The sequence below is a fragment of the Streptomyces albidochromogenes genome (assembly GCF_005981925.1).
In the GTDB taxonomy this organism is placed as follows: Bacteria; Actinomycetota; Actinomycetes; order Streptomycetales; family Streptomycetaceae; genus Streptomyces; species Streptomyces albidochromogenes.
Map to the genome: position 1 here is coordinate 21655 of NZ_VBVX01000057.1, position 6000 is coordinate 27654.

The 6000-nt window shown below is 72.5% G+C and carries 7 protein-coding genes; 4 read left to right on the forward strand and 3 right to left on the reverse strand.

Translation table 11 applies throughout. The features are described from left to right. Positions 1-168: 168 nt before the first annotated feature. Positions 169-357, reverse strand: coding sequence for a DEAD/DEAH box helicase family protein (locus E2E34_RS10740; RefSeq protein ID WP_138901658.1), 189 nt, complete (start codon positions 355-357; stop codon positions 169-171). A 226-nt stretch (positions 358-583) separates the two neighbouring features. Between E2E34_RS10740 and E2E34_RS10745 the strand changes: the two genes are divergently transcribed. The 4 genes from E2E34_RS10745 to E2E34_RS10760 all read left to right on the forward strand — a co-directional run bounded on the left by E2E34_RS10745 (position 584) and on the right by E2E34_RS10760 (position 4381). After that, positions 584-1105, forward strand: a complete 522-nt coding sequence (locus E2E34_RS10745) for an HAD domain-containing protein (protein WP_138901659.1) — start codon at positions 584-586, stop codon at positions 1103-1105. A 165-nt stretch (positions 1106-1270) separates the two neighbouring features. Beyond that, entirely contained in the window at positions 1271-3049 is a 1779-nt protein-coding gene (locus tag E2E34_RS10750) for a pyridoxal phosphate-dependent aminotransferase (RefSeq protein ID WP_138901660.1), read from the forward strand. Next, positions 3046-3849 (forward strand): phosphatidate cytidylyltransferase, encoded by an 804-nt coding sequence (locus tag E2E34_RS10755; protein WP_208765200.1) that lies wholly within the window; start codon positions 3046-3048, stop codon positions 3847-3849. The genes E2E34_RS10750 and E2E34_RS10755 overlap by 4 nt, the downstream gene beginning before the upstream one ends. Positions 3850-4081: 232 nt before the next feature. Then, the gene (locus E2E34_RS10760; protein WP_138901661.1) at positions 4082-4381 is read left to right on the forward strand and encodes a hypothetical protein; all 300 of its coding nucleotides are present in this window, start codon (positions 4082-4084) and stop codon (positions 4379-4381) included. Between the two features lie 109 nt (positions 4382-4490). Here E2E34_RS10760 and E2E34_RS10765 read toward each other — a convergent pair whose 3' ends face one another. Both E2E34_RS10765 and E2E34_RS10770 read right to left on the reverse strand, forming a co-directional pair. Then, positions 4491-5198 (reverse strand): hypothetical protein, encoded by a 708-nt coding sequence (locus tag E2E34_RS10765; protein ID WP_138901662.1) that lies wholly within the window; start codon positions 5196-5198, stop codon positions 4491-4493. A 451-nt stretch (positions 5199-5649) separates the two neighbouring features. Beyond that, positions 5650-5868 carry a hypothetical protein gene (locus tag E2E34_RS10770; RefSeq protein WP_138901663.1) on the reverse strand — a complete coding sequence of 73 codons (219 nt, stop codon included), beginning with the start codon at positions 5866-5868 and terminating at the stop codon, positions 5650-5652. Positions 5869-6000: the final 132 nt, after the last annotated feature.

Consider the following 6000-nt stretch of genomic DNA (forward strand, 5'->3'; position numbering starts at 1 on the left):
TGGTGCCCCGAACAGGATGGTCATTCCTGCTGCTTCGGGGCCTGAGCGCACGCGGCCGGGTTACCAAGGAGCCGGCCGGGCGACGCTCAGGCGCCCCCGTCATGTACGTGGTTCCGGTCGCAGGGGGGTGACACATGGATCACGCCCGTGCGCCAATGGCCGAGCTCCTCAGCCGAAGGCCGAGAAGGAACGTTCCTCTCGACCTCTGTGGGCGATCCGCACGCTGCTCCAGTCCAGGGCCTGCCGCGCTTCTCGTTGCGTCTGCTCGGCTACCGCGCGCGTCTCGGCCAGCACGTCGCCGCGCTCTCTCACCAAGCGGTCGTAGATGGGTGGATGCTCACTTATCTCTGCGGTCATGACGTTGATCCTGCCCGCTTTCCGGCGGTCTGTCAGGCGACCGCCAGGAAACGCCACGGTGAGCGGCGACACCCTCCACCCCGGCGGCCGGGGAGGGGGCGCGCAGCCCGACTCGCGGATACGGGCGGGGGAGCGGTACGAGGCAGGGCGCAGCCGCCATGGCCTCGGTGCCGGTGCTTGGGTGGGGGGTGCCGGGGGATGTCATCTCCCTCGCTATCGTGATGCCGTGACCGGCCCCGCGCAGCGCCCGCTGCTGTTCCTCGATGTCGACGGACCACTCATCCCGTTCGGCGGGGAGCCCCAGGACACTCCGACCTTCGCGGCGGACCCCGCGTCAGCCGGCGCCGACGCGCATCCGCTCCTGGCGAGGCTCAACCCCGAGCACGGACCTCGCCTGGCGGCGCTCCCGTGCGAAGTGGTCTGGGCGACGACGTGGATGGCTGACGCCAATGAGTGCGTCGCACCGCGCATCGGTCTGCCGGAGCTGCCCGTGGTGAGCTGGCCCGAACCGTCCGACACCGACGACGAGGACGAACGCCTCGGACTGCACTGGAAGACCCGCGCCCTGATCGCGCGTGCGGCGGGCCGCCCCTTCGCGTGGGTCGACGACGAGATCACCGGCACCGATCGGATCTGGGTCGCGGCCCACCACCGGGGGCACGCACTGCTCCACCGGGTGGACCCGCGTCGTGGTCTGACCGACGCCGACTACCTGGAGCTCGACTCGTGGCTGCGGCAGCTGTCCTGAACTCGTCGGGGTGAACGGAGTTCAGGCCCTGAACCGGTCCTGCCGCACCCGCCGCACACGCGCATGAGCACGCGTACTCAGACAACGTGGGTGGCTCGCCCCTGCCGCCGCCGGCCTCTGCTCCGGAGGATGGGTCACCGACCCGCCGCATCGAGAGAGGTACACATGGCCCGCGATCTGCGACTGCGCGCTGCCACACCGGAGGATCTGGAGTGGATCCACGAACTGCGGCACCGGGTGTACGCACAGGAGCTGGGGCAGCACGCGCCGGATCCGGCCGGGAGGCTGCGCGACGGACTGGACGGCGAGAACGTCTACCTCGTCGCGGCCCGGGGACCGGTTCGCATCGGCTTCGTCAGCCTGACTCCGCCCTGGCTGGGCCGGTACGCACTGGACAAGTACCTGACCCGCGACGAACTTCCCCTGCTGACCGAGGCGGATGTGTTCGAGGTGCGCATCCTCACCGTCGAACCGCGCTGGCGGTCGACCGCGGTGGCACCGCTGCTCATGTACGCGGCGCTGCGCTGGATCGCCGCCCGGGGCGGCCGCCGGGTGGTGGCGATGGGGCGTACCGAGCTGCTCGACCTCTACCGGGCCGTCGGTCTGCGCCCCGTCGGGCACACCGTGCGCAGTGGTGCGCTGACGTTCGAGGTGCTGACCGGCGGCGTGAGCGAGCTGACGAAGGTCTCGATGGACCGTTACCGCACCACGGTGGAGCGTCTGCGGACCGAGGTGGACTGGCAGTTGGATGTGCAGTTCGCCCCTCGGCCGGACGGCTGCGAGCACGGCGGCGCCTCGTTCACCGCCATCGGTACGGACTTCCGCACTCTGGACCGGCGCCGGCGGATCGTCGCGGCCGACGTGCTGGACGCGTGGTTCCCGCCGGCCCCCGGGGTGCGTGCGGCGCTCGCGGAGGACCCGGCCTGGGCCGCTCGGACCTCGCCACCGGCCGGTGCCGAGGGGCTGCTCGCGGAGATCGCCGCCACCCGGGAACTGCCGGTGGAGACGCTCGCCGTCGGCGCCGGTTCGTCCGACCTGATCTTCAGGGCGTTCGGCCAGTGGCTGACCCCGCAGAGCAGGGTCCTGCTCATGGACCCGGGTTACGGCGAGTACGCCCACGTCACAGAGCGGGTGATCGGGTGCCGGGTGGACCGGTTCCGGCTGCGCCGCGAGGACGGCTGGCGGATCGATCCCGGCCGGCTGTCCGCCGCCGTGGAGTCCGGTCGCTACGACCTCGTGGTGGTCGTCAACCCGAACAACCCGACCGGCCGCCACGCGCCGGCCGCGGAGTTGCGCGAGGTGATCGCCGCCGCGCCGGCCCGCACCCGCTGGTGGATCGACGAGGCCTACCTGGGGTACGTCGGCCTGGCCGAGTCGCTCGCCGCTCTCGCCGCGACGGACCCCCGGGTGGTCGTCTGCAGCTCACTGTCGAAGATGTACGCGCTGTCGGGCCTGCGGGCCGCGTACCTGGTGGCGGAGCCGGCCACCGCGGCGCGGCTACGTCGATGGACGCCGCCCTGGCCGGTCAGTCTGCCGGCGCAACTGGCCGCCGTCGCGGCCCTGCGCGACCCGGCGTACTACAGCGACTGCTGGCTTCGCACCCACGCGCTGCGGCGGCAACTGGCCACCGCCCTGACCGCGCTGGACGAGGCCGTGGTGGTCGAGGAGGGCGTGGCGAATTTCCTCACCATCACCCTGCCTTCCGGCGGCCCGAGCGCCGCGCGGCTGGTGAGCGAGTGCCGCCGGCACGACGTGTACCTGCGTGACCTGTCGCCGTTGTCGCCGGAGTACCAGGGACGCACCGTGCGCATCGCGGTGAAGGACGCCGCGGAGAACACGCGGATCGTGGCCGCGTGCCGGGCCGCCCTGGAGGTGCTGCGACCGGGCGCCGCCCCACGCGTTCCGCTGCCTGCGGGTGTTCACTCCGCCGGATCCGCTCGGTGATCACTGTTGCCTCCCTGGCGCCCTACCTGGGCGGTGCGCTGGCACTCGGCGGCCTCGCGGTGGCGGCGTCCCGGCGCCGCGAGCTGCTGATCCGGTGGTGCGCCTGGGCGGTCGGAGTGCCCTTGGTGACCGGCGCGTTCTGGTGGGGCCGCCCGGGCGCCGCGGCCGTCGCCGTCGTGGTCGGGGTGATCGCGGCGATGGAGTTCGGCGCGCTGATGCGGCTGGGCCGGTGGGACCGTTCGGTGCTCGCCGCCGCGGTGGCGGGCGTCGTACTGGCCGCCTGGCTGGCGCCCGGTCAGGAGCTCCGGGCGGCAGCGATCGGGGCGCTCGCGATCGCCGCGGTGCCCCTCCTCGCGGGCGACGCCGACCAGGGCCTGCGCCGGCTCGGCGCGGGCCTGCTCGGGCTGGTATGGCTGAGTGTGCTGGCGGCGCTGGTGCCGCTCGGGGCGAGTGGGCTCGCCCTGTTCCTGGCGGTCTCGGTGGCCGACATCGTGGCGTACTTCGCCGGCCGGGGGCTGGGCGGACCGCGCCTGTCGCCGCTGTCACCGGCCAAGCGGTGGAGCGGGACGCTGAGCGGTGCCGCGGCCGGGATCGGCGTACTGGCCGTACTGTCCGCGCTGAGCTGGCCGACGGCGGTGGCGGTGGCGGTCGGTGGCCCGGCCGGCGACCTTCTCGAATCCATGGTCAAGAGAGGGGCGCGGGTGAAGGACGCCGGCAGTTGGCTCCCCGGCTCCGGCGGCCTGCTCGACCGTATCGACTCGCTGCTGATCGCGCTGGCCGTCCTGCTGGTCCTGAGCTGACGGTCGTTCGGTCCGGTGTACGGCGACGAGGGCAGCCCTGCACCGTGCACGGGCCTTCCGCGGTGGCACCCCAGTGCTCCACGAAAGCCGCCTTCTCCACCCCCGTGCGTGACGGGTCCGCACCCAGCGGTCATCAACCGCCCGTCGCAGCGCGTATCGCTGATCCGTGGGGGAACACGCAACGGCAGGCCGGGCCGCGTGTGCGGTTCGGTCCCGACGGTCGGAGGTGGTCATGAAGCAGAACGACAGTCCCCTGTCCACGCTGGAGCCGGGAACCGTGCAGCGCGAGCAACTCCGCGCACGGCTTCTCGACATAGCGGGGACGGCTCTGGTCGTGGTGTTGGCGCTGTGGACCGCCTGGTCCGCGCTCGGAGTCGTCCGAGGCGGTGCGGACGCCTGGATCTACTGCGGTGTGGCGTCGGCACTGCTGGCGACTGTCCTGCTCCTGCGCTGGACAGCGGCCCGGCGCCGCGCACTGAAGCGCGGGGGGCCCGACGGTGACACACCGTCGGTGCGGTCCCCCGGCCGATGACACCGCGAACGTACCGATCCACGGACCTGAGCGGCCCCGGCCGGGACTCGCGCGGGCGCGGCGCCGTCCGCCTCGCGCGCGACGAGCGGCGCGGCCGTGCCGGCTCGGGTCAGTTGGCGGGTGCCTGGTAGAGACCCCGGCCGGCGCGCTGGGCGCGGGAGGTGGCGACGAGGCGGTCGAGCGTGCTGCGTACGGCGTTGATGCTGCCGGTCGACGCGTCACGACCCAGAGCCTGCGCGACATCGCGGGCCCGCACGGGGCTCTGCCCGGACCGGGCCAGCACCGCCACGACCTGCTCGGTCAGCCCGCCGCTCTGCTCGTCGGGCGCGGCGGCAGCCGCCGTCTTCCTGGTGGGCTTCGCCTTCACGCTCTTCGCCTGCGACGCCTTCGCCGCCGGGCGGCGCTTGGGCTCCTTGGCGGCACTTGTGGCGCTCTTCCGCTTGGTGCCGGCAGGCGTCTTGGCGGACTTACGGCGCCGCGTGGCAGCCGGGGCGGCCGCGGAGGGCTCGTCGTCCGGCGTCCGCGGTGCCTGAGCGGTGGAGTCGGCCTTGGGGCCCGTGACGAGCTCCGCCTCGGTGCTGGCCGACGGAGCCGGCTTGGCCTCCGGCTCGGCGTCGACGGCCGGTTCCCGCATCTGCGGTGCCTGGGAGAGGGCCTTCAGCGCGCTGAGCGCTGCACGGACCGATTCCAAACGCTCGGTGACGACAGCGAGTTCCTTCTCCAGTGACTGCTGGTGCTCCTCCAGCCGGGGGAGTTCCGCTTCGAGGAGCGTGGTGGTTTCTTCGATGCTGCCCGGTGTGGTGGCTGCGGAATGCATGGTGTCGCCTTTCCGTGCTGTGGCTCACTGCTGATGTGACATGGTCAGTGCCCGTTGCGTGGCACCCTACGGCTTGGTGTGTTGCTTCGGGAAACCGGTGCCGATGGACCATGCGCACCAGGTCCGGCCGACCGACCACCCTGTCCGCGCTGCGGACACGGGAGATCGACAGGAGAAGTCGCACCGTACGCCTCACCTGTACGCACGCGGTCATTTTGCGACCGGGAACGGTTGCGGGCAAGAGGCCCGACGTTCTTCCGAGCGTGGGCCGGGGACGTGGCACGTGGTGAGCGAAGACCGTCTCGCCCGTGTGTGCGGCAACACCCGCACGTGGCCCCGGTTCTCCGCGGCGTACGCCTCGCAAGGGCCCGGCCGTTCCACGATCAGGCACAGTTCGAACCGACGGTGGCGACAGGGGCGGTTCGTCGAGCCTCCGTGCTCGGCCGGGCAGTCAGCCCATGTGCTGCCCCGGCAGCGGGCGTACGACGATGCAGTCGCCGTCCGCGCTGAAGTGCGTATGCGCGCCCGCCCCGTGCTGGTCGGCGATGTGCTGGCCGATGCACCCGGCGTTGTGATTGGAGACGGAGATGACGGTGACCGTCTCCACGGCCTGGCCGGCGCAGTCGCGGCAGCCGGTCACAACGCTCGTCCGGGGCGGAGCGGTTGTCATGATGCCTCCCTTGTACGGCGGAACACCTGGGGCCGCGTGGTGCGGGTCCGGGACACTCCCACCACGCCCTTGTGGGTCTCGTGCCCGGGGCGGGAGCGGACATGCGTCCCTCCGGCGGGCGCCGGTGGGGGT

Excerpts from the sequence above, each read along its gene's own strand:
- E2E34_RS10740 (WP_138901658.1), bottom strand. The coding sequence starts at position 357 with ATGACCGCAGAGATAAGTGAGCATCCACCCATCTACGACCGCTTGGTG.
- E2E34_RS10750 (WP_138901660.1), top strand. The coding sequence starts at position 1,271 with ATGGCCCGCGATCTGCGACTGCGCGCTGCCACACCGGAGGATCTGGAG.
- E2E34_RS10760 (WP_138901661.1), top strand. The coding sequence starts at position 4,082 with ATGAAGCAGAACGACAGTCCCCTGTCCACGCTGGAGCCGGGAACCGTG.
- E2E34_RS10765 (WP_138901662.1), bottom strand. The coding sequence starts at position 5,198 with ATGCATTCCGCAGCCACCACACCGGGCAGCATCGAAGAAACCACCACG.
- E2E34_RS10770 (WP_138901663.1), bottom strand. The coding sequence starts at position 5,868 with ATGACAACCGCTCCGCCCCGGACGAGCGTTGTGACCGGCTGCCGCGAC.